The 25937-nt window shown below is 60.7% G+C and carries 31 protein-coding genes and 3 tRNA genes; 24 read left to right on the top strand and 10 right to left on the bottom strand.

Features of this window, described 5'->3' with window-relative positions; all coding sequences use genetic code 11:
* The first annotated feature begins 3 nt into the window (after positions 1-3).
* The 4 genes from ACSQ26_RS11240 to ACSQ26_RS11225 all read left to right on the top strand — a co-directional run bounded on the left by ACSQ26_RS11240 (position 4) and on the right by ACSQ26_RS11225 (position 3552).
* A complete protein-coding gene (locus tag ACSQ26_RS11240) occupies positions 4-282 on the top strand; it encodes a DUF2849 domain-containing protein (RefSeq protein WP_436015212.1) in 279 nt (92 codons plus the stop codon).
* A gap of 49 nt (positions 283-331) precedes the next feature.
* Positions 332-2005, top strand: coding sequence for a nitrite/sulfite reductase (locus ACSQ26_RS11235; RefSeq protein ID WP_436008743.1), 1674 nt, complete (start codon positions 332-334; stop codon positions 2003-2005).
* A gap of 11 nt (positions 2006-2016) precedes the next feature.
* Positions 2017-2514 carry a DUF934 domain-containing protein gene (locus ACSQ26_RS11230; RefSeq protein WP_436008741.1) on the top strand — a complete coding sequence of 166 codons (498 nt, stop codon included), beginning with the start codon at positions 2017-2019 and terminating at the stop codon, positions 2512-2514.
* A 219-nt stretch (positions 2515-2733) separates the two neighbouring features.
* The gene (locus tag ACSQ26_RS11225) at positions 2734-3552 is read left to right on the top strand and encodes a ferredoxin--NADP reductase (RefSeq protein WP_436008739.1); all 819 of its coding nucleotides are present in this window, start codon (positions 2734-2736) and stop codon (positions 3550-3552) included.
* A 70-nt stretch (positions 3553-3622) separates the two neighbouring features.
* On the opposite strand, the gene ACSQ26_RS11220 is transcribed toward ACSQ26_RS11225, so the two are convergent.
* Both ACSQ26_RS11220 and ACSQ26_RS11215 read right to left on the bottom strand, forming a co-directional pair.
* Positions 3623-4285 carry a GntR family transcriptional regulator gene (locus ACSQ26_RS11220; RefSeq protein WP_436008737.1) on the bottom strand — a complete coding sequence of 221 codons (663 nt, stop codon included), beginning with the start codon at positions 4283-4285 and terminating at the stop codon, positions 3623-3625.
* A gap of 130 nt (positions 4286-4415) precedes the next feature.
* A complete protein-coding gene (locus ACSQ26_RS11215; RefSeq protein WP_436008735.1) occupies positions 4416-5189 on the bottom strand; it encodes an NAD kinase in 774 nt (257 codons plus the stop codon).
* A gap of 170 nt (positions 5190-5359) precedes the next feature.
* On the opposite strand from ACSQ26_RS11215, the gene cobF reads away from it, so the two are divergent.
* The 5 genes from cobF to ACSQ26_RS11190 all read left to right on the top strand — a co-directional run bounded on the left by cobF (position 5360) and on the right by ACSQ26_RS11190 (position 9900).
* Positions 5360-6133 carry a precorrin-6A synthase (deacetylating) gene (gene cobF, locus ACSQ26_RS11210; RefSeq protein WP_436008733.1) on the top strand — a complete coding sequence of 258 codons (774 nt, stop codon included), beginning with the start codon at positions 5360-5362 and terminating at the stop codon, positions 6131-6133.
* Positions 6134-6207: 74 nt separating this feature from the next.
* Positions 6208-7779, top strand: coding sequence for a precorrin-3B synthase (gene cobG / locus ACSQ26_RS11205; protein WP_436008731.1), 1572 nt, complete (start codon positions 6208-6210; stop codon positions 7777-7779).
* Positions 7780-7781: 2 nt separating this feature from the next.
* Positions 7782-8417, top strand: a complete 636-nt coding sequence (locus ACSQ26_RS11200; RefSeq protein WP_436008729.1) for a precorrin-8X methylmutase — start codon at positions 7782-7784, stop codon at positions 8415-8417.
* Positions 8414-9139 carry a precorrin-2 C(20)-methyltransferase gene (locus ACSQ26_RS11195; RefSeq protein ID WP_436008727.1) on the top strand — a complete coding sequence of 242 codons (726 nt, stop codon included), beginning with the start codon at positions 8414-8416 and terminating at the stop codon, positions 9137-9139. The genes ACSQ26_RS11200 and ACSQ26_RS11195 overlap by 4 nt, the downstream gene beginning before the upstream one ends.
* Positions 9136-9900, top strand: a complete 765-nt coding sequence (locus ACSQ26_RS11190; protein ID WP_436008725.1) for a precorrin-3B C(17)-methyltransferase — start codon at positions 9136-9138, stop codon at positions 9898-9900. Before ACSQ26_RS11195 ends, ACSQ26_RS11190 begins: the two co-directional genes overlap by 4 nt.
* Here ACSQ26_RS11190 and ACSQ26_RS11185 read toward each other — a convergent pair.
* Positions 9879-10634, bottom strand: coding sequence for a cobalt-precorrin-6A reductase (locus tag ACSQ26_RS11185; RefSeq protein ID WP_436015211.1), 756 nt, complete (start codon positions 10632-10634; stop codon positions 9879-9881). The genes ACSQ26_RS11190 and ACSQ26_RS11185 overlap by 22 nt on opposite strands.
* Between ACSQ26_RS11185 and cbiE the strand changes: the two genes are divergently transcribed.
* From cbiE to ACSQ26_RS11165, 4 genes are all read left to right on the top strand, one after another.
* A complete protein-coding gene (cbiE, locus tag ACSQ26_RS11180; RefSeq protein ID WP_436008724.1) occupies positions 10618-11874 on the top strand; it encodes a precorrin-6y C5,15-methyltransferase (decarboxylating) subunit CbiE in 1257 nt (418 codons plus the stop codon). The genes ACSQ26_RS11185 and cbiE overlap by 17 nt on opposite strands.
* Positions 11871-12635 carry a precorrin-4 C(11)-methyltransferase gene (gene cobM, locus ACSQ26_RS11175; RefSeq protein ID WP_436008723.1) on the top strand — a complete coding sequence of 255 codons (765 nt, stop codon included), beginning with the start codon at positions 11871-11873 and terminating at the stop codon, positions 12633-12635. The genes cbiE and cobM overlap by 4 nt, the downstream gene beginning before the upstream one ends.
* Positions 12636-12847: 212 nt before the next feature.
* On the top strand, positions 12848-13048 hold the full coding sequence (locus ACSQ26_RS11170) for a hypothetical protein (protein ID WP_436008721.1): 201 nt from the start codon (positions 12848-12850) through the stop codon (positions 13046-13048).
* 13 nt (positions 13049-13061) lie between these two features.
* Entirely contained in the window at positions 13062-13601 is a 540-nt protein-coding gene (locus tag ACSQ26_RS11165; RefSeq protein WP_436008719.1) for a hypothetical protein, read from the top strand.
* Between the two features lie 53 nt (positions 13602-13654).
* Here ACSQ26_RS11165 and ACSQ26_RS11160 read toward each other — a convergent pair whose 3' ends face one another.
* Both ACSQ26_RS11160 and ACSQ26_RS11155 read right to left on the bottom strand, forming a co-directional pair.
* On the bottom strand, positions 13655-13789 hold the full coding sequence (locus tag ACSQ26_RS11160) for a hypothetical protein (RefSeq protein WP_436008717.1): 135 nt from the start codon (positions 13787-13789) through the stop codon (positions 13655-13657).
* Between the two features lie 29 nt (positions 13790-13818).
* Entirely contained in the window at positions 13819-14103 is a 285-nt protein-coding gene (locus ACSQ26_RS11155) for a hypothetical protein (protein WP_436008715.1), read from the bottom strand.
* A gap of 308 nt (positions 14104-14411) precedes the next feature.
* Between ACSQ26_RS11155 and ACSQ26_RS11150 the strand changes: the two genes are divergently transcribed.
* From ACSQ26_RS11150 to ACSQ26_RS11135, 4 genes are all read left to right on the top strand, one after another.
* On the top strand, positions 14412-14546 hold the full coding sequence (locus ACSQ26_RS11150; RefSeq protein WP_436008713.1) for a hypothetical protein: 135 nt from the start codon (positions 14412-14414) through the stop codon (positions 14544-14546).
* A 733-nt stretch (positions 14547-15279) separates the two neighbouring features.
* The gene (locus tag ACSQ26_RS11145) at positions 15280-16941 is read left to right on the top strand and encodes an arylsulfatase (protein ID WP_436008711.1); all 1662 of its coding nucleotides are present in this window, start codon (positions 15280-15282) and stop codon (positions 16939-16941) included.
* A gap of 126 nt (positions 16942-17067) precedes the next feature.
* The gene (locus ACSQ26_RS11140; RefSeq protein WP_436008709.1) at positions 17068-17547 is read left to right on the top strand and encodes a DUF992 domain-containing protein; all 480 of its coding nucleotides are present in this window, start codon (positions 17068-17070) and stop codon (positions 17545-17547) included.
* Between the two features lie 42 nt (positions 17548-17589).
* A complete protein-coding gene (locus tag ACSQ26_RS11135) occupies positions 17590-17892 on the top strand; it encodes a hypothetical protein (RefSeq protein WP_436008707.1) in 303 nt (100 codons plus the stop codon).
* On the opposite strand, the gene ACSQ26_RS11130 is transcribed toward ACSQ26_RS11135, so the two are convergent.
* From ACSQ26_RS11130 to ACSQ26_RS11120, 3 genes are all read right to left on the bottom strand, one after another.
* A complete protein-coding gene (locus ACSQ26_RS11130; protein WP_436008705.1) occupies positions 17880-18230 on the bottom strand; it encodes a hypothetical protein in 351 nt (116 codons plus the stop codon). The genes ACSQ26_RS11135 and ACSQ26_RS11130 overlap by 13 nt on opposite strands.
* A gap of 18 nt (positions 18231-18248) precedes the next feature.
* Positions 18249-18324 (bottom strand) — tRNA-Thr (locus ACSQ26_RS11125).
* Positions 18325-18574: 250 nt separating this feature from the next.
* Positions 18575-19501 carry an alpha/beta hydrolase gene (locus ACSQ26_RS11120; RefSeq protein WP_436008703.1) on the bottom strand — a complete coding sequence of 309 codons (927 nt, stop codon included), beginning with the start codon at positions 19499-19501 and terminating at the stop codon, positions 18575-18577.
* 204 nt (positions 19502-19705) lie between these two features.
* Between ACSQ26_RS11120 and ACSQ26_RS11115 the strand changes: the two genes are divergently transcribed.
* The 3 genes from ACSQ26_RS11115 (at position 19706) to ACSQ26_RS11105 (ending at position 21562) form a co-directional block, all read left to right on the top strand.
* On the top strand, positions 19706-20665 hold the full coding sequence (locus ACSQ26_RS11115; protein ID WP_436008701.1) for a hypothetical protein: 960 nt from the start codon (positions 19706-19708) through the stop codon (positions 20663-20665).
* Between the two features lie 102 nt (positions 20666-20767).
* Positions 20768-20989, top strand: a complete 222-nt coding sequence (locus ACSQ26_RS11110) for a hypothetical protein (protein ID WP_436015209.1) — start codon at positions 20768-20770, stop codon at positions 20987-20989.
* Between the two features lie 96 nt (positions 20990-21085).
* The gene (locus ACSQ26_RS11105; RefSeq protein WP_436008699.1) at positions 21086-21562 is read left to right on the top strand and encodes a hypothetical protein; all 477 of its coding nucleotides are present in this window, start codon (positions 21086-21088) and stop codon (positions 21560-21562) included.
* Between the two features lie 24 nt (positions 21563-21586).
* Here ACSQ26_RS11105 and rlmB read toward each other — a convergent pair whose 3' ends face one another.
* Positions 21587-22459: a 23S rRNA (guanosine(2251)-2'-O)-methyltransferase RlmB gene (rlmB, locus tag ACSQ26_RS11100; RefSeq protein ID WP_436008697.1), complete on the bottom strand. Its 873-nt coding sequence runs from the start codon at positions 22457-22459 to the stop codon at positions 21587-21589.
* Between the two features lie 170 nt (positions 22460-22629).
* On the opposite strand from rlmB, the gene ACSQ26_RS11095 reads away from it, so the two are divergent.
* The 3 genes from ACSQ26_RS11095 to ACSQ26_RS11085 all read left to right on the top strand — a co-directional run bounded on the left by ACSQ26_RS11095 (position 22630) and on the right by ACSQ26_RS11085 (position 24767).
* A tRNA-Tyr gene (locus ACSQ26_RS11095) sits at positions 22630-22714 on the top strand.
* Between the two features lie 22 nt (positions 22715-22736).
* Positions 22737-22810 (top strand) — tRNA-Gly (locus ACSQ26_RS11090).
* A 328-nt stretch (positions 22811-23138) separates the two neighbouring features.
* Positions 23139-24767: a nidogen-like domain-containing protein gene (locus ACSQ26_RS11085; RefSeq protein ID WP_436008695.1), complete on the top strand. Its 1629-nt coding sequence runs from the start codon at positions 23139-23141 to the stop codon at positions 24765-24767.
* An 83-nt stretch (positions 24768-24850) separates the two neighbouring features.
* On the opposite strand, the gene ACSQ26_RS11080 is transcribed toward ACSQ26_RS11085, so the two are convergent.
* Positions 24851-25240 (bottom strand): hypothetical protein, encoded by a 390-nt coding sequence (locus tag ACSQ26_RS11080; RefSeq protein ID WP_436008693.1) that lies wholly within the window; start codon positions 25238-25240, stop codon positions 24851-24853.
* Positions 25241-25454: 214 nt separating this feature from the next.
* On the opposite strand from ACSQ26_RS11080, the gene ACSQ26_RS11075 reads away from it, so the two are divergent.
* A complete protein-coding gene (locus ACSQ26_RS11075) occupies positions 25455-25724 on the top strand; it encodes a hypothetical protein (protein ID WP_436008691.1) in 270 nt (89 codons plus the stop codon).
* The last annotated feature ends 213 nt before the right edge of the window (positions 25725-25937 follow it).

Raw genomic sequence — 25937 nt, 5'->3', positions numbered from 1 at the left:
ATGATTACGTCGCAAGTTCTGACCGCCAACCGGCTGACCGACGGCATTGCCGTATGGTACGACAAATCCGGCAACTGGAACGAATGGATCGGCCGTTCCGAGGTCGCGCATAGCAAGGAAGACGCCGAACGTCTTGAAGCGATCGGCAAGAAGGCCTATGCCAACAATGAGGTTCTGGACGTCAATCTTGTCGAGGTGGAGGAGATCGAGGGCCAGATCAGGCCGCTTCGTCTTCGCGAGCGCATCCGCGCCGAAGGCCCAACCATCGAATACATGATCTGACCGGATTTGCGGGACGCCGCACGGGTGATACCCAAGGGATTGAGTAGAAATGTACCGTTACGATGAATTCGACCATACCTTCGTCAACGACCGCGTCGCGCAGTTTCGCGACCAGGTCGAGCGCCGCCTCACGGGCGATCTCGCCGAGGATGCGTTCCGGCCACTGCGCCTGATGAACGGCGTCTATCTCCAGCTGCACGCCTATATGCTGCGCGTCGCCATTCCCTATGGCACGCTGAATTCGAAGCAGATGCGTATGCTGGCCCACATTGCCCGCAAATATGACCGCGGCTATGGCCATTTCACCACCCGCCAGAACATCCAGTACAATTGGCCGAAGCTTGCCGATACGCCCGATATTCTGGCCGATCTCGCAAGCGTCGAGATGCATGCGATCCAGACCTCGGGCAACTGCATCCGCAACGTCACGGCCGACCATTTCGCCGGTGCCGCGGCTGACGAGGCCGCCGATCCCAGGCCCTATGCCGAGATCCTGCGTCAGTGGTCGTCGGTGCATCCGGAATTCACCTTCCTGCCGCGCAAGTTCAAGATCGCCGTCACCGGCGCCAAGGACGACCGAGCAGCGATCCAGGTCCACGACATCGGCCTGCATCTGAAGAAGAACGAAAAGGGCGAACTCGGCTTCGACGTCTATGTCGGGGGCGGGCAGGGCCGTACGCCGATGATCGGCAAGCGAATCCGCGAATTCCTCCCCGAGGAAGACCTGCTGTCCTACACGACCGCTATCATGCGCGTGTACAATCTCTACGGCCGCCGCGACAACAAGTACAAGGCCCGCATCAAGATCCTGGTCCACGAGACCGGCGTCGAGAAGCTGTCGGCGGAGATCGAGGCGGAATTCAACGAACTCAAGAACGGCGAACTCAAGCTGCCTGATGCCGACATCCAGGCAATCACGAGCTATTTCGCGCCGCCGGAACTGGCGCCCCGTGCCGAAGGCTGGGCCAATCTCGCAAGCTGGAAGAAGGCTGATCCCGACTTCGCCTGCTGGGTCGACCAGAACGTCAAGCCGCACAAGCATCCCGACTACGGCATGGTGACCATCTCGCTGAAGCCGATCGGCGGCATTCCGGGCGACGCCACCGATGAGCAGATGGAACTGGTCGCCGACCTCGCCGAGGAATATGCCTTCGACGAAATCCGCATCAGCCACGAGCAGAACATCATCTTCCCGCATGTCGCACTCGCCGATCTCGAGCCGCTTTACCGCGCGCTGAAGCCGGCGAACCTGGCGACCGCCAACTCTAACCTGATCACCGACATTATCGCCTGTCCCGGCTTGGACTATTGCGCACTGGCCAATGCCCGCTCGATCCCGGTCGCACAGGAAATCTCTGAGCGCTTCGGCTCGCCTGAGCGTCAGGCCGAAATCGGCGAACTCAAGATCAAGATCTCCGGCTGCATCAATGCCTGCGGCCATCACCATGTCGGCCATATCGGCTTGCTCGGCGTCGAGAAGAAGGGTGCCGAACTCTATCAGATCACGCTCGGCGGCTCTGCCGACAACGAGACCTCGATCGGCGATATCATCGGCCGTGGTTTCGAGCCCGAAAAGGTCACCGACGCGATCGAGACGGTGGTCGACACCTATCTCGGCCTGCGCCTGTCGCCACAGGAGACATTCCTTCAAGCCTATCGACGGGTCGGCCAGCAGCCCTTCAAGACGGCTCTTTATGGCGGCGCTGCCGCCGAAGCCGCCTGAGGAGCAGCGATATGACCAAGATCTGGAACGAATCCGGTTTTCAGAATGATGACCCCTGGGTGATCGAGACCGAAGACACCAAGGCCGGCAGCAATGAGAAGCCGATCCTGCCGCTGGCGAGCTTTCTCGAAAAGGCCGAAGCCGGCGAGACCGGCCTCGGCGTGCTGATCCTGCCCGCGGACAATGTGAAAGCGCTTGCCCCCCATCTCGACAAGATAGCGCTGGTGGCCGTGTCCTTCCCGGCCTTCAACGACGGTCGTGCCTTCAGCCACGCCTCGTTGCTGCGCGAACGGCTGGGCTTCGAGGGCGAAATCCGCGCGGTTGGCGATGTGCTGATCGATCCGTTGCCGCTGATGTTGCGCGTCGGTATCAACAGCTTTGCAGTGACCAATCCGATCGCAATCCGGCGGCTCGAGGAGGGGCGCCTGCCCGGCATCGACAATCACTATCAGCCGACCGCTCGCAAGTCGGAAGATCCAAAATCCTATAGCTGGCGCCGGGTTTCCTGAATCAGCCGCTCGTGCGGAAATTCATTCGTACACAAACAAATTTATCGACAAGAACCGCCATATCGACTATGGTGGTTCTTGGCTGATTTGTGTGCGGACAAAAATAAAAAGCATTTTCCGCCAAGGATTTCCGCGTTGGAATGCAATGCCTTCAATATCGGCCTGGAATGTAATATCTGCCTAGCGTGATTGAATGACCGCCTTGAGGAACAGGACCGAATGAACGCGCCCGCATTGAAGACAGAGATCGAACCCGTTGCCATTCCCGCCGGCGTCTATGCCGAGACGGTGACCGAGGTTCACCATTACACGGACCGCCTGTTCCGCTTCCGGATGACGCGCCCCGCCGAGTTCCGTTTCCGCTCGGGCGAATTCGCGATGATCGGCCTGATGATCGACGGCAAGCCGCTCTATCGCGCATACTCAGTCGCCAGCCCCGCCTGGGATGAAGAGCTCGAATTCTTCTCGATCAAGGTTCCGGACGGCCCGCTGACCAGCCACCTGCAGAATCTGCAGATAGGCGACACTGTTCTGATGCGCAAGAAGCCGACCGGTACGCTGGTCAATGACGCACTGCTGCCTGGCAAGCGTCTCTACATGTTCTCGACAGGCACCGGCATCGCGCCGTTCGCGAGCCTGATCCGCGACCCCGAGACCTATGAGAAGTTCGAGGAAGTCATCCTCGTCCATACCTGCCGCGAAGTCTCCGAGTTGAAATACGGCTTCGATCTGGTTGAGGAAATCCGCAACCACGAATTCCTCTCCGAGATCGCCGGCGTCAAGCTCAAGCACTATGCGACAGTTACCCGTGACGCCAACTATCCGCATCAGGGCCGGGTCACCGATCTGATGCGCAACGGCAAGCTTTTCACCGATCTCGGTGTGCCCCCGATCGATCCTGAAATCGACCGTGGCATGATCTGCGGCTCTGCGGCCATGCTCAAGGAAACCAAGCAGCTCCTGATCGACGCCGGCCTCAATGAGGGCGCCAACAGCAAGCCCGGCGAATTCGTCATCGAACGCGCCTTCGTCGACTGACTTTTCTTCTCCTCCCAAAACCTCCAGCCCCGTCATGAATTTCATGGCGGGGTATTTTTTCGCCTCGCGTTCAGTCGTCTTCCGAAAGACCTTCGATAAGAGCGGCCATCGCCGCCTCGGCTACCGAGGGATCGCCCTGCAGCAGCGCCCGGATGACCTTTACGTGCAGCTCCACCGAGCGCTCCAGTGCTGCCTGATCGGCGGCGTGAAACCAGTAGCGGCGCGAATGCGTCTGCAGCGCCGAGAGCGCCTGGGTGATGAACGGATTGGGACAGGCCTGTTCGAGGATCTCGTCGAACTGTTTGTCGGCGGTCAGGAAGCCTTCCTTGTCGCCGGTCACCGAACATTCGGTCATCGATTTGGCGCAGGCAATCAGGGCCTCGCGTGCCTCCGGTCCGATATTGACCGCCACCAGCCGGGCGGCGAGGGGCTCCAACTGGCGCCGCGTTTCATGGATCATCGCGGGGTAGGCCGGGTTCAGTGCCGTGATCTGCAAGCCGGCGCGCGGCCTGACCTCGATCAGCCCCTGCCATTCGAGCTTCTGGATAGCTTCGCGCACCGGCGTCCGACCGAAGCCGGCGAGCGTGATTAACTGCTTCTCCGTCACCATCGAGCCTGGCGCCAGCACCAGCGTCACAATCAAGCTTTCAAGCCGGAGATACGCGAGCCTGGCGTGGGATTCTGTGGTTTCGACCAATGGTTTCTCCGTTGCTGATATATCAGCTATTGGCATGTCGCATCTAGAACGTCAGAGGTATTGATATATCAGGCGCCGGTCGAAGCAAACACGTCGCGGTGTTTTTCCCGTGATTTGAGCGAGTTATGAGGTGACTAACGGGGCATCTCTGGCCGAATCGTGGGCCTCAATCCAAAAACTGCTCGGCCAGAATCCGGTCCGACCAGGAGTGGTCCGGATCGGAGAGCAGCCACGCTGTATGGTCCTTCGCCTGCTCGACCTTCACCCGCACGACCGATTTGACTTCCTTGTTGTCGGCGACGGCGTTCACCGGCCGCTTCTTGGGCTCCAGCACCTCTATCTCGACACGCACGCGCTCGGGCAGCAGCGCCCCGCGCCAGCGCCGGGGCCGGAATGCGGAGATTGGTGTCAGCGCCATCAGCGGCGCTTCGAGCGGCAGGATCGGCCCATGCGCCGAGAAATTATAGGCGGTGGAGCCGGCAGGCGTTGAAAGCAGCACGCCGTCGCAGATCAGTTCGGCGAGTCGTTGACGGCCATCGACCATCACCCTGAGCTTGGCCGTCTGGTAGGACTGGCGGAAGAGCGCGACCTCATTGATGGCGAGTTCGACGCGGGTTTTGCCGTCTTCGTCCTCGGTTTCCATCTTCAATGGATGGATCGAGTTTTCCACCGCGTGCTCGATACGCTTGAGCAGGCTTTCGGTGGAGTATTCGTTCATCAGAAAGCCGACCGACCCGCGGTTCATGCCATAGACGAGCTTGCCGGAATTCATTGTCGAATGCAGCATCTGCAGCACGAAGCCGTCGCCGCCCAGCGCGACAATGACATCGGCCTCCTCGGGAGGAACGTTCCCATAACGCGCCGAGAGTTCCTCGAGCGCGATCTGCGCCTCGTCGGCTGTCGAGGCGGCGAACGCGATGGCTCGGAATTGGCGCGGCATGGCACTCGATCATCTGGTTGCGATGAGGCAAGTGCTACAGCAAATCCTGAACGATCAAAAGCCCTTGGCTGATATCGGCGGGCAGTTTCTGTTTGACGCGATATGGCGCAGCGAGGCATGGAAGGTGCCGAGGCAACGAGCTAAGTTCGCCCTGGACCAGGAACCATTCCATGCGCAATATCCTCATCGTCGGCATCGGCGCCGGAAATCCCGAACATATGACGATCCAGGCGATCAACGCGCTCAACAGCGCCGACGTGTTGTTCATCCCGACCAAGGGCGCCAGGAAGACCGAACTCGCGGACGTCAGGCGCGAAATCGTTTCGCGCTTCGTCACCAATCCGAATAGCCGCACGGTGGAGTTCGCCGTTCCCGAGCGCAAGACCGCCGACAGGACCTACAATCAAGGCGTCGATCAATGGCATGCGGCGATCGCCGGGATCTATGAGGGCCTGATCGGCGGCGAACTCGCGGACAACCGGACCGGCGCCTTCCTCGTCTGGGGCGATCCGATGCTCTATGATTCGACGATCCGCATCATCGAACGGGTCAAGGCGCGCGATCGGGTCGCTTTCGACTATTCAGTCATCGCGGGCATCACCAGCCTGCAGGCGCTCTGCGCTGCCCATCGCATCCCGCTCAATCTGGTCGGCAAGGCGGTGGAGATCACCACAGGCCGGCGGCTGAAGGAGAGTTTTCCCGAGAAAAGCGAGACGTCGGTGGTGATGCTCGACGGCCAGCAGGCCTTTTCCGATATCGACGATCCCGATGCGGTGATCTATTGGGGCGCCTATCTCGGCACGCCGGACGAGATCACCATTTCAGGCAGGCTCGCCGAAAAATCCGCCGAGATTGCGGAACGCCGCGCCAAGGCGCGCAAAGAGATGGGCTGGATCATGGATATCTACCTGCTCCGCAAGGGCGCGGATTTCGACGAGGCTTGAATTGGCGGAATGCGCGGTTGCTTGCCCTGTCGGAGCAAAAGGCGTTTAGTTCCGACGGAAATCTCGGAAGGCGGATGACACAACGGGCGACAGTACAGCGGGCGATAGCGAGCGACGATCTCCGGCGCGGCGCCTGTCCGACGCTGTCCGTGCCGATGCCGACGGGAGATGGCCTGCTCGCCCGCCTGCGGCCACTGGAATGCCTGATCACCACTACCGAGCTTCGCGCGATATCAGCGGCTGCCGCCGAATTCGGCAACGGCATTCTCGAAGTCACCGCCCGGGGAAGCCTGCAGATCAGGGGCCTCAGGCCTGAGACGGTAAAGCCCTTCGAACGCGCCGTACTCGCCTCCGGCATCGTCCCGGCCAGCGGTGTGATGGTCGAGGTGCCACCGCTTGCCGGCGTCGATCCCGACGAGTTGATCGATCCGCGGCCGTTGGCGGCACAGATTCGTCAGGCGATTGAAGGCCATGTGCCGCCGCTGGTGCTGGCGCCGAAACTCGCCGTAACGGTGGATGGCGGCGGCCGCTTTCATCTCGGTGATGTGACGGCGGATGTGAGGTTGACGGCGATTGACGAGAGCCGGTTTCTGCTTGCTGTCGGTGGCACCGGTCGAACGGCGCGGCCCGTGGCAGCGTTGAGCACGGATGGGGCGGTCGCCGCGGTCATCCTGGTGCTGGAGGCGATCGCTGAGATTGGGGCGCTCGCTCGGGGCAGGGATGTTGATCTCACGGGGCTTGGCGACCTTTATGAGCCGGCCGCAGCTGAGATTTTAGTTCATCGCGACACAGAGTCTTTTCTCGGCGTCCGCGATCTTGGCTCACCCCCCTCTGTCCTGCCGGACATCTCCCCCTCAAGGGGGGAGATTGGATGGGGCATGCTCCCCACCTCAATTGACAGACTCTCCCGTGTCGGAAGCAGAATATCGGATACACCTTCACTCGGCGGTGCGTCTGGAGCGAGTGACCACGGCGAGTCGATCTCCCCCCTTGAGGGGGAGATGTCCGGCAGGACAGAGGGGGGTATTTCGAGTGCAGAGCGGGAAGGAAACCAAATCCTCGGCATCGCCCTCCCGTACCGTCAGGCAAACGCCAGAGATCTCATCCCCTTCATCGACATCCTTGAAACAATTGGCATTTCCAAAGTCCGACTCTCGCCACATCATGCCTTCTTCCTAACCGGCCTTTCCCCGGCTTCAGCCTCTCAAGCCGAAGCTGCTGCCCGCCGCCACGGCTTCTGGACATCCTCCAACGACCCTCGTGCCAACATCGCTCTCTGTTCCGGCACGCCAGGCTGCGCATCTGCATACTATGACACCCGAACTGCCGCCGAGACCCTGCTGCAACACGCTCCAGTCTTGCTCGACGGCTCCCTTGCCATCCACCTCTCCGGCTGTGCCAAGGGCTGCGCGCATCCCTCGACCGCGCCCCTGACACTCGTGGGTGCGCCATCAGGCTACGGCCTTGTCGTAAATGGTGCCGCCTCCGCCAAGCCCGCCCACTACATTGCCGCAAAAGACCTGGGAATTGCCCTGGAAAGGCTTGCGTCCCTCGTGGCAGGCGCTAAGGAAGCGGGCGAAACCGCGCGCGACTGCCTGGCGAGGCTTGGCGCGAACCGGATTTCGGCGGCCCTTAAAGTGGACTAGACATGACCGAATACGACTATATCCGCGATGGGAATGCCATTTACGAGCAGTCCTTCGCGATCATCCGCGCCGAGGCCGATCTCAGCCGGTTCAGCGAAGCCGAAGCCGATGTCGCCGTGCGCATGGTCCATGCCGCGGGTTCGGTCGACGCCGCGCAATATTTTGAATTCTCCGGCGATTTCGTGAGTGCCGCGCGTGCTGCCCTGGCGGCCGGCGCGCCGATCTTCTGCGATGCCAACATGGTCGTCCACGGCGTCACGGCTGCTCGGCTACCGGCCGATAACGAGGTCATCTGCACCCTGCGCGACCCGAAGACCGCGGACATCGCGAAGGAAATCGGCAACACCCGTTCTGCCGCTGCGATCCGACTCTGGGGCGAGCGCATGGCGGGTTCGATTGTGGCGATCGGCAACGCGCCGACGGCCCTGTTCTACCTGCTGGAACTGCTGCGCGACGGCCGGGTGCCGAAGCCTGCCGCCATCCTCGGCATGCCGGTCGGCTTCGTCGGCGCGGCTGAATCCAAGGCGGCACTTGCGGAAAATTCCTATGGCGTGCCTTATGCGATCGTTCGCGGCCGCCTCGGCGGCAGCGCCATGACGGCGGCAGCGCTCAACTCCCTTGCGAGGCCGGGCCTATGAGCGGCCGTCTGATCGGTGTGGGCACCGGGCCGGGCGACCCGGATCTGCTCACTGTCAAGGCTGTCAAGGCGATCCAGAGTGCGGATGTACTCGCCTGGTTCGCCAAGGAAGGCCGGCGCGGCAATGGCCGTGGCATTGTTGATGGCATCGTTCGCGATGGGACTATCGAACTCCCGCTCTATTACCCCGTCACCACTGAGATTCATCGGCAGAAGCCCGAATATGTCCATCAGGTCACCAGCTTCTACGAAGCTTCGACGGAAGTGATCGCCACGCATCTCGATGCCGGGCGCAATGTTGCGGTGCTGTCCGAGGGTGACCCGCTGTTCTACGGCTCCTACATGCACCTGCATGTGCGACTGGCAGATCGGTATGCCGCCGAGGTGATTCCCGGCGTGACCGCGATGTCCGGCTGCTGGAGCCAGGCCAATCTGCCGATCGTGCAGGGCGATGACATCCTATCCGTTCTGCCGGGCACGCTCGACGAGGACCAATTGGTTCGCCGGCTAAGGGATACCGAGGCCGCCGTCATCATGAAGGTCGGCCGCAACCTGCCGAAGATCCGCCGCGCGCTTGCCGAAGCGGGCCGCATTAACGACGCCTTCTATGTCGAGCGCGGCACCATGGCCAACACGGCGATGACGCCGCTGGCAGCCAAATCCGACGACGAGGCGCCGTACTTCTCGATCGTGCTGGTTCCCGGCTGGAAGACCAAGCCATGACCGGCACGCTCTACGTCATCGGCACCGGCCCCGGCAGCCCTGAGCAGATGACGCCCGAGGCGGCGCAAGCCGTGGAAAAGGCCGAGGAATTCTTCGGCTACTTTCCCTATCTCGATCGCCTGTCACTGAGAAGTGACCAGCGGAAGATCGCCTCCGACAACCGCGAGGAGCTCGATCGCGCGACGGCCGCGCTAACCCGTGCCGCAGCCGGCATGGATGTCGCCGTCGTCTCCGGCGGCGATCCCGGTGTGTTTGCGATGGCCGCCGCAATCTGCGAGGCGATCGACAGTGGACCCGAGGAATGGCGCGAGATCGAAATCGTCGTAACACCTGGTGTGACCGCCATGCTCGCCGTCGCCGCCCGTGCCGGCGCGCCGCTGGGGCACGATTTCTGCGCGATTTCGCTGTCGGACAATCTCAAGCCCTGGGATGTGATCACCAGGCGTTTGCGGCTGGTCGCCGAGGCGGGCCTCGTCATCGCGCTCTATAACCCGATCAGCAAGGCGCGGCCCTGGCAATTGGGCAAGGCGTTCGAGGTCCTGCGCGAGGTTCTGCCGGGCACGGTGCCGGTCATTTTCGGCCGCGCCGCCGGCCGGCCCGACGAGAAGATCACGGTGATACCACTTGCGGAGGCCGACGCATCGATCGCCGACATGGCGACCTGCGTGATGATCGGCTCACCCGAGACGCGGATCATCGCACGCAAGGGCAAGCCCGACCTCGTCTATACGCCGCGCTTTTATGCGGGAGGCAGGATTTGATCGATCAACTCGAGCGCCGCTTCTACCGTGCCGACGGTTCTCGTTCCGGCCGGCTTTTGGCGCTCGATCATCACCACCTTGATGCCAAGCGCGCGCGCTGCGGCGATCTTGGCATAGGTCGCTGCGCCGCCGGAATTCTTGCTGACGACCACTGCGATATTGTTTTCATGCAGCAATCTGGTTTCATCGCCCGCGTCGAACGGTCCGCTCGCCAGAATATAGCGGCAGTCCGGCACTTCGAGCGGCGGAACCACCGGATCAACGCTGCGCACGAGATAGGCATGCTGAGGCATGGCCGAGAATTGCCCGGCTTCCTGCCGCCCGATCGCCAGGAACACGCGACGCGACGCGCCGTCCAGTGCTTTGACCGCGCCCGCGACATCGGCCACGGAAATCCATCGGTCGCCCTCCTGCCGTTCCCAGCCCGGACGGCAGAGGCCGAAAACCGGCGGCCCGCTTCGTTCGGATGCCGTTGCTGCATTGGCGGAAATCCGGTTCGCAAACGGATGGGTGGCATCAATGAGCAGATCGATCCTTTCGTTAGCCAGGTAATCAACGAGACCATCGGCGCCACCAAAACCACCAACACGCGTCGGCAAGGGCAGGGGTTTCGGATCCACCGTGCGACCCGCGAGCGAGATCGTCGCCTCAATGTCAGCGCGCAGCGCCAGACGCTCGGCCAGTTGCCGCGCTTCGGTCGTGCCGCTGAGGATCAGGATGCGGTGCTTGCCCATGGCTGAAAACCCAAAAATCGCGCCGTGGCTCACCATAACTGGCATCGGCGAGGACGGTATAGCGGGCCTCGGCGACGAGGCCAAGCGCAGGATCGCCAAAGCCGAACTGGTTTGCGGCGGCAAGCGGCATCTGGAACTGGCTGACAGCCTCATCACCGGCGAGAGACATCAGTGGCTCTCGCCCATCGAGCGCTCGGTGGAATTCATCAAGGCGGCGCGTGGCCGTAATGTCTGCGTGCTGGCGTCGGGCGATCCCTTCTTCTTCGGCATGGGCGCGACGCTTTCGAGAACCATCGATCCCTCGGAAATGTTCGTCATCCCCGCGCCATCCTCCTTCAGCCTCGCGGCCTCGCGGCTCGGCTGGCCCTTGCAGGATCTCGCCCTGGTCTCGCTGCATGGCCGTCCGCTGGACCTGATCCAGCCGCATTTGCAGCCCGGTGCACGCATATTGGCGCTGACATCGGATGAGAAGGGACCGTCGGAACTGGCAGCGCTGCTGGCCAGGAATGGCTTCGGTCAATCGGGCCTGATTGTTCTGGAGGCGTTGGGCGGCGAGAATGAACGCGTGACGAAACACATCGCAGCGGGTTTTTCGCAGGAGATTGTTAGCCCGCTTAATATCTGCGCCATCGAGGTTGTTGCGGAGGAGAGCGCCCGCGTCCTGCCGCTGACCTCGGGACTTGACGACGGCCTGTTCGAGCATGACGGCCAGATCACCAAACGCGAAATCCGCGCGGTCACGCTATCGGCACTGGCCCCGCGAAAGGGCGAGTTGCTGTGGGATATCGGCGGCGGCTCCGGCTCGATCGCCATTGAATGGATGCTGGCCCATCCCGCCATGCGCGCCATCGCGATCGAAGCGGATGCCGAACGCGCCGAGCGCATCGCCCGCAATATCAGGGCTTTCGGCGTACCTGGTCTCCAGGTGGTGACTGGCAGTGCACCCTTGGCGCTTGGCGATCTCGCACAGCCGGATGCAATCTTTGTTGGCGGCGGCGGCAGCGATCCCGGCGTCATGGATGCGGCGATGGCAGCGCTGAGGCCCGGCGGCCGGCTGGTCGCCAACGGCGTGACGCTGGAAATGGAAGCTGTGCTGCTCGGCCTTCAAGCGCGCCACGGCGGCGCGCTGATCCGCATCGACATTTCGCGCGCGGGGCCAGTGGGCTCCATGCAGGGCTGGCGGCCGGCCATGCCCGTCACCCAGTGGTCCTGGGTCAAAGCTTTGAAGGATCGGTCATGAAGGTTCATTTCATCGGAGCGGGGCCGGGGGCCGCGGACCTGATCACCTTGCGTGGCGCGCGGCTGATCGGCGAATGCCCGGTGTGTCTCTATGCAGGGTCAATCGTTTCGCCGGAACTCCTGCAATACTGCCCGCCCGGCGCGCGCATCGTCGATACCGCACCGATGTCGCTCGATGAGATCGAGGCGGAATATCTGATGGCCGCCGCCGGCGGCCAGGACGTGGCGCGCCTGCATTCCGGCGATCTCTCCGTGTGGAGCGCGGTGGCCGAACAGATCCGCAGGCTCGAACGCCACGGGATCGAATACACGATGACGCCCGGCGTGCCGTCCTTCGCAGCTGCCGCAGCGGCGCTCGGGCGCGAGCTCACCATCCCCTCGGTCGCACAGAGCCTGGTGCTGACGCGCGTCTCCGGCCGCGCCTCACCGATGCCGAACCAGGAGACACTGGCGAATTTCGGCCGAACGGGCGCTACGCTTGCCGTCCATCTTGCCATCCACGCCCTGCCGCGGGTCGTGACGGAGCTGACACCACTCTACGGTGCAGATTGTCCGGTTGCGATCGTGGTCAAAGCCAGCTGGCCGGATGAGCGGATCGTCAAGGGCACACTGGCGACGATCGAGGCGCTGGTCGCCGAGGAGCCGATCGAGCGCACCGCGCTGATCTTCGTGGGACCTGGGCTCACTGCCGAGGATTTCCGCGAAAGCTCGCTCTACGATCCCGATTATCAACGCCGGTTCCGTGGCCGCGACGGCTTCTGATCCGACCCCCTCTTCGTGACATCCAGCGCTTTCGCACCGGCCGCATCTGCGATGCGACTGCTGCCGATTTTTGGCAGCACCCGGACTAATATTCACGGAGATCGAAGCCGGTTCCGCGACCGCCACGAACGATGACAAACAATGGAATTGGTGCGGAACCTTTGGCTTTGCCCGCCGTTTGGCCGGCAGACTGAGACGAGGAGACCGCCTTCATGAATCCCGCTTCCCTGGAAATGCGTCCCAATCATCCGCTTGCCGGCCTCGAAAGCTGGCCGAAGACCGGCCCTGTCTACGGTTTTGCGGAGGACGAACAGCCGCGTGGGCCGCGTACATTCTGGGCGCGGATCGGCGAACGCCTGCGCAAGGCGCCGGACGAGCCCGAGCAGCCGTCCAATATCAGAATTTGGTACTGACAGGAGGCCCACCATGGCCGACGACGACAAGCGACCTTTTCTGCCAGATGAACTTGGCGCCGATCCCGGCATTGACCATGATCCCGCGCTGGGTGATCCGGAGGACCCGGCCGACGATCCGACCACCCGCGTGCTTGACGGCGGATTGCCGCCGCCGATGTCGGAGGTTTCAGGTGATGAACCCGATCCCTCTACCGTCAATCAACTGCCCGTCACCGGCGGCGTCAACTGGCAGCCTCCGACCGATCCGGTCAACGGCTATGACGACCCGCGCGAACGGCCGATAGGAGGTTCCATGACCAATCCGCGCACGATAGACCGCCGCGACGTCGCACATCAGACCAATCCGGTCGGAGACCATGAGGCGATCGAAGAGGCCAGGCCCAATCTCTCCGACTTGCCACGAGGCGTACCACCCGCCCGTAGCGGTCGGGCTCAGACCGTTGTCGGTCCAGCCGAACCGGACAAGGACAATCCTGGCCGTATGGACCGGAAGCGCACTACCGGTCGCGATTCCGTCCATGTCCAAAGCCCCGACAAGCTTGCACAGTGATTTGTCGGGTGTTGTGAACGGCTCTTGCGGAGTTAGAGAGACTCCCGATTGGGTTATCCAATCAACCAGAACAGCGTTCCGCCGACCATCGCGAAGACGATCACGCTTGCGATGAATCTGATGACGCCGGAATTGGTGTCCTCACCCAGGAATGCGTCCCATGCGGGATTGATGTTGGGGTCATCCATGACGCGCTTCCTCACTCGGTCGATTACCGTTAATGAATGATGTCGGGCCCTGTCTCGACGTCGATCCGCCGGTCACCAGGCGACCATTCGCCAGCTACGAGCGCGAAGCGCTTGCCATTGTCGCCTTCGCCGATCTCAACGCGCTGGCCGGCGGAAATCTTGCCGAGAATCGTGCTTTCACCCATGACGTGGCCTCTGCCGCGCACACGGCCCTCGGGATCCTTGTAGACATTGATCTCGAAGGCGCAGTGGCCGATCGCATTGCTGTCGACGAAAACCGGCCCTGTGCCGCTTACGGTGCGTATCCTGTCCATTATTGATCTCCCTGCTGCTGGTGGGGCAGCCACCGCGCATCATCCCTGAGACGGATTCCTGCTCCTTGCAGGAAACGATTCGGCGAGGGCAGGGTTCCATAGATGCTCGCGCGACCTTGCTCTTCGGCCCATCCAGGTGCTGCAGCCGATCATTAACGGGATTTCCATGCGAAGCCGGCTATGGTTTTAGCCGCGAGAACAGGAGACGCGTGATGAATTCGGACTGGCAAGCATATGCGGTGTTCGTGTTGGCAAGCGCCATTTTCTGCTCCATCGCGTGGAAATCCGGCTGGAAGCGCAGGCTGTAGATGTCCGCGATGAGATGGCTTGTGCTCGCGGTGGTAGTCTGTGCCGTGCTGATCTTCCTCTGGTCCGGCTTTGCCGACGTTCCCTGTCAGGACGGCGTATGGGACGCCTTCCGGCAGACCTGCGTGCCGGACTGATGCTTATTACCGGTGATTTGGGAAATTCGTACGACGAGGGCGGCATCGCGAGAGTCGGGCGCAACTGAAAGAAATGATGCTTGCCATGACGGACGAACATATCGACAAGGAGGGCATCAGCGGCACCGCAATGTTATGTTAGATCTCATATGGATTGATCAGCTACTTTGTCCGCGCCGGGGTATCCTCCGGGCTACCCTCGGCAGGGTCGCGCGAGCGACCTCAACGACGGGAGCGCCGCCTGAGATTGGACGCTGACGCGCGCTGTCCCTAGGCGGAGACATCCACGCGCGACCAGCCGACCATCACCTCGCCTCCACGCGGCGCCTGGAGGCGCAAGAACGGGGCCGCTGGGAGCGCTTCGGAGCCCTATCAGATTGTGCAAGGCCGACAACTAGGCGGATTGGTCACCCTGAGATGGCCTGCCGACGCAGTCTGCATCGCGCGTAAACTACAACAATGTTACCGTAACGTACTTGTGGGCGATCATGGGGTGCAACTACGGTCCCGCTTGCCTGCCACCTTGAGCAAGCGGCATTCTCCGCCCGGACCTTGCGCTACGCTAGCGCTCGTGGACCGGATGGGCATTTCCACATTGAAATTGCAGAATTCGACGTCTGGCGCTTTAGGGCCGCGTCTTTCGTGACGCTTTGATTTTAGTCACCGCAACGGGAGGGACCCGAACATGGGTAATGAAACTGATCGGAAAGAACAGCCTCGCAAAGCTTCTAGGATGGAGTTAACCAGGCGGACTCTCCTTGCCTCCGGCACGGCATTAGTGGCATCCGTTGCCCTGATGTCGGGGCCGGTGCAAGCCCAGTCTCCGAAACCCAACATTCTGCTGATCGTTTCCGATGACACCGGTTACGGTGACCTCGGGCCCTATGGCGGCGGCGAGGGCCGCGGAATACCCACGCCGAACGTCGACAGAATGGCCGATGAAGGCATGACCTTCTTCTCGTTCTACGCCCAGCCGAGCTGCACGCCGGGCCGGGCGGCGATGATCACGGGACGAATTCCCAATCGCAGCGGCATGACCACCGTGGCGTTCCAGGGTCAGGGCGGCGGCCTTCCTGCGGCCGAATGGACGCTCGCGTCGGTTCTGAAACGTGGAGGATACCAGACCTATTTCACCGGCAAATGGCATCTCGGTGAGGCCGATTACGCACTTCCGAACGCACACGGCTTCGACGAAATGAAGTATGTCGGCCTCTATCACCTCAACGCCTATACCTATGCCGACCCGACCTGGTTTCCGGACATGGATCCGAAGCTTCGCGCCATGTTCCAGAAGGTGACGCAGGGCGCGCTTTCCGCCAGGGCCGGCGAGAAGGCGGTCGAGGAGTTCAAGATCAATGGTCAATATGTCGATACGCCTGTTATCGACGGAAAGCCCGGCGTGGTCGGCATTCCCTTCTTCGACAGCTATGTCGAGAAGGCGGCCATCGACTTCCTCGATCAGGCGTCGAAGTCCGACAAGCCCTTCTTCATCGACGTCAATTTCATGAAGGTCCACCAGCCCAACATGCCGGCGCCCGAATTCGAACACAAGTCGATGTCGAAGTCGAAATATGCCGACAGCGTCGTTGAGCTCGATACCCGCATCGGCCGCATCCTCGACAAGCTCCGCGAGACCGGCCTCGATAAGAATACGCTGATCTTCTACACCACCGACAATGGCGCCTGGCAGGATGTCTATCCGGATGCCGGCTACACGCCGTTCCGGGGAACCAAGGGCACGGTCCGCGAGGGCGGCAACCGCGTGCCGGCAATCGCAATCTGGCCGGGCAAGATCAAGCCCGACACGAAAAATCATGACATTGTCGGCGGTCTCGACCTGATGGCCACCTTTGCGTCGGTTGCGGGCGTTCCCCTGCCGACCGAAGACCTCGAAGGCAAGCCGACCATGTTCGACAGCTACGACATGTCCCCGATCCTGCTTGGCACCGGCAAGTCGGAACGCACTTCATGGTTCTACTTCACGGAGAACGAACTGTCGCCGGGCGCCGCACGCGTTGGAAACTACAAGGCGGTGTTCAATCTGCGTGGAGACGACGGCGCGAATACCGGCGGGCTTGCAGTCGACTCCAATCTCGGTTGGAAAGGACCCGCCAGTTATGTCGCCACCATACCTCAGGTCTTCGATCTCTGGCAGGATCCCCAGGAGCGCTATGACCTCTTCATGAACAACTTTACGGAGCGCACCTGGACCATGGTCACCATCAGTGCCGCCATCAAGGAACTGATGATGACCTATGTCAAATATCCGCCGAGGAAGCTGCAGAGCGAGGTCTATACTGGGCCGATCGAGATTTCCAAATATCAGCAGTTCCAGTGGATGCGGGAGCAACTTGAAAAGGGAGGCTTCAGCATGCCGATGCCGACCGGCAACTGATCAGGAATGTGAGGGGTGGCAATTCCGTCACCCCTTCGAACACAGACGGGGCGCGCAAGGCGCCCCGCGGATACACCGGCACCGTCCGGTGGACCAGTTCTCGCTTGGGCAAAGGAAAGCTGCACCATGAAACATTTCATTTATGCCGCAATGCTATTGGCAAGTTCTCTATTCACCAGCGCCGAGGCATTCGCCGCCAAGTCCGTCAATCTCGGCATGCTCGTCTGCGACATGTCGAAGGGCATCGGGCTGATTATTATCCAGAAGCAGAAGATGACCTGCGAATTCCGGCCGGTCAGCGGCTCAACGGAGACCTATACCGGCAAGATCACGGACATCGGAATTGAACTGGGAGAGGTCAAGCAGGGCCATCTCGTCTGGGGCGTATTTGCGGCGGCACTGCTCGACATGCAGCCCGGCGCACTGGCTGGTGAATATGCGGGCGTCGATGCGAGCGCAGCACTTGGCTTGGGTGCCGGCGCCAATGCGCTTATCGGCGGAACAGGCAAGGGTTTTGTCCTCCAGCCCCTGTCGGTTGAAGGCGAAATCGGAATCAACGTCGCCGCTGGCGTTCGCACCGTTAACCTCAAATTCGTGTCGGATTAATATTCACCGGCCCGACAACGGCGGTGTTTATTGGAGGCTACCGTGAACAGGTTTTACTCTGCATTTCTTGCATTTGCCGTTGCAACTCTAATCTGCTGGTCCACTCCGGCTCTCGCGGAGAGTGCCAAGCCCTTCAAAGTGATCTATCTCTCCGCTATTTCCAACGATGGCGAAAAGGCCCTGATAAGAACGAGGGCGACAAAGTCCCGTGTCGCAGCGATACAGGCCGAAATCAACAGCGATCGCGCGCTTGTTTCCCAGTTGCGCGCCATGAACATCCAGATCCGGAACATCATCGGGGCGGATCGGGCAATGAACGGCAGCGTGATCTACTATGTCAGATGAGGTGCTTCGGTAAAGGTTTCGGCTGATGGAAGGCGGGCATCGCCAGCTTCAAGCCGCCACAACGTCTGCCTCGAAATCCCGATTTCCCTCGCCAACGCCGACGAGCCCACGCCGCTTTCGCGGATCGCGGCAATCATGCTTTCCAGTTGCTCGGGGACGGAGGGCGTGCGCATCGGGCGATAATAGCGCCGCGCGAGGATTTTAGGAAATGACACCGGCAAGCGATTCGCTGAACCGGCATGATTGTTTGCCAGCAGCAGATATCCGCCCGGCAAACAAAACGGCAAACAAATCGCAAAAATCATTACCCGGCTAAGCAAGGCATTGCTGTAAAACATTGGTTTTTAAGGTGTTTTTGGTGCCCCCACCAGGACTCGAACCCGGGACCCCCTGATTACAAATCAGGTGCTCTACCAACTGAGCTATAAGGGCAGCGGGGCAGGAACTACCATATTCTGCCGGTCGTTCAAGCAAAAAATCTGTTTCACACCCAACCAGCGCCGTCGTGGCGGATTTTCGTATGCGCGCGCTGGCCAGGAGGTCAAGGGCAGGGCGCAAAAGACGGTAGGTAATGCCAAGGGCGCCGTGAAGTAGGCGGTCGGCAAGCTTTGATCTCGTCGTCCAGCATGCGAAAAGGCCCGGCTCACCAAAGCCGGACCCTTTGCTTGTCGATGTCACGATGTCAGAGCAACGAGTCGATATAGCTGGCGATCGTATCCGTATAACTGGTGGAGACCCCCAGCCGGCTGTTGACCTCCCAAGGCGACAGGGTCTGGGGAGACACCGTCACGGTGACGCCGGCATTGTCCGCGCTTTGCTTGAAGGCGTTGGCCTTGCCGCAGGTATCCTCGTTGCTCTCCGTCGAGCATACGACGAGGATTGGCACGCCGGATGAATCGACCAGATGCGCGGGTGAGGAGTCTTCCCAGAATTCCGCGTTGCTGCCGAAGGCCGTGTCATAGCGGTAGTCGTGGCTGTCGGACATGATACCGGGGATGTTGAGCGCCGCCGTCTCGAGCACCACGGCACCGGCCCAGACCGTCGCGCCCTGATCGGATGCGAGCGACGGATTGGAGGAGAGCAGTGCGGCAATATGGCCGCCGGCGCCCGACCCCATCAGCACGATCTTGCTGTTGTCGCCATCCCACTTGATCGCGTTCTTCTGGATGTTGGCGATGCCGAGTGCGACGTCGGCGGCCTGGATCAGAGGATCGGATTTCGGCAGCAGGCGGTAGTTCAGAGACACGAATATATAGCCCTTGGCGACGAAAAAGCCGGCCTTGGCCTTGGCGACATCGTCGTCCTGCTTGTCGCCGCTCGTCCATGCCCCGCCATGCACCATGACGATGATCGGCGCGTTCGTGCGGTTCTCGGGCAGGTAGACGTCATATTTCTGTGCGCCGTCCAGTCCATAAGGAACGTCGATGTTCACCGTCGCGTTGCCGACGCCGGAATACTGGTCTCGGAAATCGCTGGTGAGTGCGCTTGAATTGAAATCCTCGAGCGGATTTGTTCCTGCCTGGGATGCGACGCAAGCAGCGCCCAGCATGAGGATGGAACTCGCCGCGATGCGGCTCAGGCGGGAAAGTTGCGACAGCGCAAAAGCCATGTTCAGACCTTTCGGTTTGCGATATGCCTTGAAAATGAACATGTTGGCTGGTTCGCGCAACTGCTGCCTGTTGCAATGGTTGCGTGGATATTTCAGGGGAGATAAGAGATGGTCCAATTGTATCGGAATGGGACAGATTCACCGTCAAGGGCCGAAAAACCCCGCAAACTCGGCTTTGCTTGGCTGGCATTACTGTCGGTCTCCATGGTGTTTTTAGCCGCTCCGGTCGCAGCACAGGATGCCGCGGAGGATGGTGAACCCTTCCCACTCAATTGCGAGGACGGCACCAAGCTCACCGCTCTTTTCTCGGAAAAGGACGTTGCCGTCACGCTTGCCGATGGCACCAAACTGAACCTGCCATTCAAGTCGGACGACCCCTGGGTCCTCTATTCCGATGGCAAGCACCAACTGGCGGAGAAGGGCGACGTGTTGGAATGGACGATCGGCAAGAAAGTGCCAACGCTCTGCAGCCCTGAGGATGACGACACGCCGACCCAGTTCGACGAACCGGTGGCGATCGACAATCTCGACCTGCCGGCCGACAAGGCCAATCCGGATGCCAGGCACGTGGTCAATTGCTATCGCTTCAAGGGCTTCATGGTGAAGGAGGTCGATCTCGGCGAGGTCGGTGCCGAGAAGCTGGCGATCCTGCCCGAAACCGCCAAATGCGTGCGCGACGATCCTAAGGAAAAGCCGGTCAAGGAAGATATTGCCCGCTATTTCCTCGGCACCAAGGGCAATCTCGTCTTCTTCCAGGCTGCCGATGGCTGGAACGGCGGCATGCCCTTTGTCGTCATCGATGCGACGAGCATGAAGAAGCTGTTCGAGGATTCGTTCGAGGGCGAGGATTTCCAGGCGATCAATGTCGACGGCGCCAATGTCACGATCGACTATACCAGGACCTATTCCGCCGATTGCTCACTCTATCTCGATGGCAGCGCCTGCGCCAAGAAGCTCAACCAGACCCTTGGCCTCGGCACGATGGCGAAATTGCCGGAATGCGGCCCGGCCTATGACGCCGAGAAGAAGCGCACGCCTGATTACGCCAAGGAGATCGAGCAACTGCCGAGCGTCATCTCATATCAGGCGACATTGAAATATGACGGCAAGGCGGTGACCATCACCCCGCGCGCCGGCGACACGACCTGCCGCGTACCGGATTGATCCTGGAACCCAACGCCCTTCGCTTTACCGTTCCGTGAAACAGGTGTAGTTTCACGGGATGGGGAATTGGAGGGCGTGCGCATGCTTTCTCTGAGAATTCTCATGCCCTGCCTGGCAGTCATGCTTCTGCCCGCGATCGCCGATGCCCACAATTGCAAATGCCGCAATCGCGGCGTCCACTTCCAACTGGGCGAGACGTCCTGCCTGCGCGTCGACGGCCGCAACTATCTCGCGCGATGCGAGATGAAATTGAACGTCTCGTCCTGGACGGAAGTTCAGGATGGATGTCCTTTAACGGACGCGAGCCTTTCGAGATTTAACTGAGGCGCCTGCGAGAACCCGAGCCCTTTACAAAATTGCGTTTTGCTTGTTCCCTGAGCCTGCGGCTATTTTTCAGGGGGTTCTCAAATGATTTTTGGAATGACACCTTTGACGTTCTTTCACGTTCTCCTCAGCCTTGTCGGCATTGTCGCCGGCCTGATGGCGCTTTCCGCATGGCTGGGGTCTTCGGACCTGAAGCCGAGGCTGACAAGCATCTTCCTCTACTTCACGCTCGCCACGGTGCTGACCGGCTTCATCCTGCCCTTCAGCAGTGTGACGCCCGCTGTCGTGGTCGGAATCATAACCACGGTCCTGCTGGTCGTGGCTCTCGTGGCATACCATCGATATCGCCTGGTCGGATCGTGGCGAACGATCTTCCTGGTGACCGCGGTCGCCTCGCTCTATCTCAACACATTCGTGCTAGTCGTGCAGTCGTTCCTCAAGATACCGCCACTGCACGCGCTGGCACCGACGGGCTCCGAGCCGCCCTTCGCCATCGTCCAGGGTGTGGTTCTCGTCAGCTTCGTGATCGCCGGCTTCCTTGTGGTCAGGCGTTTCCGGCCGGTGATGGCATGATCGCTCCGGGAAGACTCTGTCCGGTCAGCGGGTGAGATAGGCGCGCGCCGCATAGAGCGATATCGCCGCGGCGTTCGACACATTGAGCGACTTGATGGCGCCCGGCATGTCGAGCCGGGCGAGACTGTCGCATGTCGCCCGCGTCTTCTGCCGTAAGCCCTTGCCCTCGGCGCCGAGCACCAGCGCGATCTTTTTGCCCGAGAACGTGCCTTCGAGCGGCGCCGGACCTTCCGAATCGAGCCCGATCGTCTGGAAGCCGAGCTTCACCAGTTCTTCCAGCGCATCGGCGAGATTGGTGATCTGGATATAGGGAATCATTTCCAGCGCGCCGGAGGCGGATTTGGCCATGACGCCCGATTCGGTCGGCGAATGCCGCTCGGTGGTAACGACCGCGCCGGCGTCGAAGGCCACGGCCGAACGCATGATCGCGCCGACATTGTGCGGATCGGTGACCTGGTCGAGAACCAGAAGGAGAGGGCGGTCCTTGAGCGAATCGAGTTTCCGCACCGGCAGCGGCCGTGCTTCGAGCAGCACGCCCTGGTGGATCGCGTCCGGCCCTGTCAGCTTGTCGATATCCCCGGGGCTGACCATCTCGATCTGCAGCTTCGCCATCTGGGCGTCGTCGAGTTCGAGCCGCGCCAACGCGTTCTGCGTGGCCTTCAGTTTGATCAGCTTGCGCTCGGGATTGTCGAGCGCCGCCTTGACCGTATGAATGCCATAGAGCCACACCGTATCGGGCGGCAGCTGCGGCCCCTTGAACGGCGTCTTGGCCTTGGGCCCGCCCATCGGTTTGGCCGGCAGTTCGCCGCGCTCGCGCTTCTGGTCGCGATGCGCGCGCCGGAGAGTGGCGTAATGGGTGTCCTTGGGCGTATGGCCGCTTTTTTCATCTTTGCTCATCAGGTTGCTATAGACCTATGTTTCGGCTTGGTCATCGGCTCACATTGAAATTATACCGAAATTTTTTGGGACACCGTGTTGACAGGATTGGCTTGGCTCGTCATATACCCGGCCCAGATTGCAGGTCAGCCCTGCAGTCTGAATGCTTGGTCGCTAGATCCGGACGGACTGGAGAGATGCCCGAGTGGTTAAAGGGGACGGACTGTAAATCCGTTGGCTCAGCCTACGTTGGTTCAAATCCAACTCTCTCCACCATTCGTCCCTGCGATCGATCAAGGCGGGTATAGCTCAATGGTAGAGCAGCAGCCTTCCAAGCTGAATACACGGGTTCGATTCCCGTTACCCGCTCCAGCTCTTCTTCCGACATTACCAAACTGATATTTTGCTGCTCGGCCTTCGATTTTCGAGCTCAGCCTCCGACTGATATTGTCGGACGGCCGATTTGTACCGTGCGAAGCACGTATGGCGAAACCCCAAAGTACAACCAAAGATATATTTGGAGGTACACTTGGAATTACTAAAAAATATTTCAGTAATCTGCTGTTTATGCAAGACATCTACCAGGCGAAGGTGTAATAATTGACGATTGGCTAACGCATTGGCCGAAACGTTCACCCGCTCCCAGTAGCGGCTAAGGCGCCGGGCGAATGCCATGGCGTTTGGGCATTGGGAGGGGACGATGGCCTATAGCGATATCAGACAGCATATCCATCTCGATGCCAGCTATACTGTCGCGGAAAAGCGCCAGATTCTGGTGTCTATCAAGCACGCCTATCTGAACTCGGCGAGCGCGCAGGCCATGTTCGATCGCCTCTTGACCGTAGAGCCTGACGTCACGATCAACAATGTCAACAAATTCAATGCCAACACAATCACGAACATACTCAACATAGGGCCGCACTATCTCGACAACCTCTACATGATCAACTCGCACGGCGTGGCCGTGCGCTACAATTTCGAAGTCGCGCTGCTGCATGAGTTCTCGCATGCGCTCAACAACATCCTCGATCCGACCGACGCACAATTGGCGGCGCACGATTATGTCGGTGACAATGTCCGGTTCGAGAATATCATGCGCGCCGAACTCGGCGCCGCGCCGAGAACGACCTACTTCAACATCATGAAGGACGCGATTTATGCGGATGCTCCACCAGCGTCCAGGAAGGGATATACGAACGGCAACGAGATCGATCAGGCGGTTGTATCGAGTTCCAAGTTCATCAATATCGACACATCGGGCCATGGCAATTCGCGCGATCTGCTCATCGGTGTGCGGGTGGAGGATAACGAGCTTCTGTCGGGCGGCGGCAGGGATTATCTCTATGGCTTCAAGGGCAACGATAAGCTGGATAGTGGTGACGGGACCGATTACCTGTTCGGCGGCGATGGGAACGATATTCTGATCGGCGGGGGCGGCAGCAACCTGCTTGACGGTGGCGCTGGGAAGGATCTTGCCGAACTCACGGGCTTCAAGTTCATGCAGACGGTCACCGTTTCCGGCGGCACGCGCACGCTCGTCGATCAGGTAACCGGCGACAAGAATGTCCTGAGAGGCATTGAAAACACCCGCTTTACGGCCTCTGGTGCACCGCTGCCGGTGGAGATTACCTCGACCTTCGTCGCGAGCGCCGGCACGGCGCTGGCCCCGAACGATGACAGTTTTTCATCGGCGTCGCTGACTGCGGCCTTCGAAAAGGGCCTCAATTTCTTCGGGACCAAATATACGGAGGTCTTCGTCAACAACAATGGCAGCCTGACCTTCGGCAGCGGCCTGAGTAGCTTCACGCCAGGCTCGATCGGCGGAGGATCCGGCCTGCCCATCATCGCCGCCTTCTGGGCCGATGTGGACACGAGGAGCGGCGGCGGAACTGTCAGCTACGGCTACAACAGCGCCCATGACAGTTTCGTCGCCACCTGGCTCAACGTCGATTATTACAACACCAACACCGTCGGTCATGTCAGCCGCTCGAATTCCTACCAGATCGAGATTTTCGACCAGGGCGGCGGCGATGCCGAGATTGTCATTCGCTACGGCGATCTCAACTGGACGACCGGCGACGCCTCGGGCGGTTCGGGCGGCCTCGGCGGTACCGTCGCACGCGCCGGCGTCAATTCCGGCAATGCCACGTTCCAGTTCGAGATGCCGGGATCGGGAGACCAGGCGGCGATGCTGGCGCTCGACACCTCGTCCAATTGCGGCCGTGCCGGCGTCTGGCGCTTCAGCGTCCACAACGGCACCATCATAGAGGATGAACTGGCGTTCAACAGTCACCACCATCAGGCGGAACCGGACTGGGCCTTCATGTGAAACCTGTCCGTAACCCGGCGGGTGAAAGCCTGAGGCTCGCCGGGTCCGCCACCGCTTCATCGGCATGCCCAAAGTGTTGCGGATCATGGCGCCACGACAGCGCATTCCGCGTTCCGGTCCAGATAGAAGATCGGTTCGCGAATCTGGAACGTACAGTCGTAGCGATGATGTGATGCCGGCTTGCGGGCGCCTGCCATGTTGACCGTATCGATGACGACATCCTTGCCGGGATATTCCGTGCGGACCTTATCGAGCAGCGCCAGGCATTCGGACCCGGGTGAGGCGGCAGCAGAGATCTGTTCGGATTGCCGGATGACCGGGGTAAGACGCTTCCAGCTCTCGACACCGTTCGAGGCGGCCCGGCACGCCGGATAACAAAGCCCGTACTGTTCGCAAGACTGCGACCAGGTCCACCACCCGGCGCCACAAGCAATGGCGGCAGCCACGATAATGCCGCAAATACGCGCCGCCATGATGCCCGATCGTCCTCCCCTGCTGCACGCACCGGAATCTGAAACCGAGAGCCTCGGTTGTCGCGCCGGCAGAGCCCGAACGGCAATTCACCCGCCTGCAGGCCACAGGGGTGTTTACCATGCCAAGTTGTCGTTCGCTTCGACAAATAATCGACACTTGCTCCATTGCTAATATACATCTAGCCTCGCTCATAGCGAGAATCGAGGAGCGGGCATGTGGGTTTGGTTGCTTGGCATCGCGGGCGCATGGGGCATCTTTCTCTATTGCGTTTTGGCGATGATGGGCGCAGGCAGCGCTAACAATCTGCGCGGTCGCCGGCTCAGGCTTTTCCTTGCCTGCCTTTTCTGGCCGGTAACGCTTCTCGTCCTCATCGCGCTCCTCGTCTTCAACCTGCTCCGGCCGAAGAAGAAACGCGTGTCTCCCCTTGGTCGGATACTCGACGGTCCGTCAGGGCCGACCAAACAAAACCTCCTTGCGGGTTGAAGCTGGTTCTGCGCGTGGACATCCGCCGATAAACCACACCGCTAGCCGCCAACGGCCTTGAATCCTGCCGGGAAACGCACCACCTGCGGCGCCACAGCCGGGGTTGCCGGTACTTTCAACAATTTTGCTTGCGCAATACAAGCGAAAGCTCTAAACGGCTGCGCAATCCAGCCCGGCTCACGGGTTGGCCGCCGTCTTTCGACAATAGGGAAG

The sequence above is a fragment of the Rhizobium sp. LjRoot254 genome (genome assembly GCF_964254105.1).
GTDB lineage: Bacteria > Pseudomonadota > Alphaproteobacteria > Rhizobiales > Rhizobiaceae > Rhizobium_E.
The sequence above is the reverse complement of the archived record's forward strand: the minus strand, read 5'-3'. Positions and strand labels throughout refer to the sequence as shown.